This window comes from Oleiphilus sp. HI0132 (assembly GCF_001635845.1).
Map to the genome: position 1 here is coordinate 1 of NZ_LWGJ01001787.1, position 920 is coordinate 920.

Here is a 920-nt window from a genome sequence, read left to right on the forward strand (position 1 = left end):
ATCGAGAAATCATTGCGGTGTTCCTGGGTGCGCTTCACGGCCCAAAACCTCATGTAAGCCGCCCTCAAGCTGGGCGTTCAATACCTCACGCTCCTTGGCTTTATCTCGATACTCATATCCGTCTTGAGCAGCGTATGCCAGCTTGTATCGCTCATTATTCGACACAATTGAATCAATGTATTGGCGCATCGAGCGATACTCACTCAACAATGACTCATCAATGGTTGAATCTTCGATAAGTTTGTCGAGCACGCCATAAACTACATTTAGCTGATGATAGTAACGGTACTCTCGAAAGATTTTATCCTGACAATCGGCGTCTAATTCCGTTTCAGTAATGACTGTTTTTTGCTGCCCTAAAGGGACTACGGCACCTTCGGCAAAATTGCCTTGCCACACCTCGGCTTCTGGATCCATGTCGACTGTTTTGTACTTGAAGTGAACATCGCAGCAAGCAGCCTCATCCAACTTCATATCATCCGTTGCATAAGTAATACCGATGTATTCGTCAGTGAATTTATTAAATACGACTATGACGTTCATGTATTACCCCCAGAAACCATTGGTGCTTGTCGCAATCGCTCGCCATGCGCCTGCTTTAACAAACGTGGTTGTGTATTCATCCGTCCACCAGGCACTGCCATTCCCTGTACCTCTCACATAACGATTTTTGTAGCGAACCTGAATATGGTCGTTATCTCTAAAACCACTGCTGGGATGAATTGCCAATGCCCAATTAAGTGCCGTACTGGCGGTTGAGGTATTCCCCGTAGACCTCACGTCGACATAGACTGCCCTGGGTGCATTAACTAAACGCAAATAGCGGTCGTCATGATTATGCGACGAGGGTGGATACGTCTTCGGCTTGCTATCAATCTGAGACCAGGTATGGCGATGCGATGAAGGCGGATAAGCTGACG

At 47.0% G+C, this 920-nt stretch carries 2 protein-coding genes; both read right to left on the reverse strand.

What is annotated here, in order from left to right:
* Positions 1–9 precede the first annotated feature (9 nt).
* Positions 10–543, reverse strand: coding sequence for a hypothetical protein (locus tag A3766_RS27110; protein WP_068642719.1), 534 nt, complete (start codon positions 541–543; stop codon positions 10–12).
* Between the two features lie 3 nt (positions 544–546).
* Positions 547–920, reverse strand: a 374-nt coding sequence (locus tag A3766_RS31690; RefSeq protein ID WP_197479787.1) for a hypothetical protein, incomplete at its 5' end; no start/stop codon positions are given.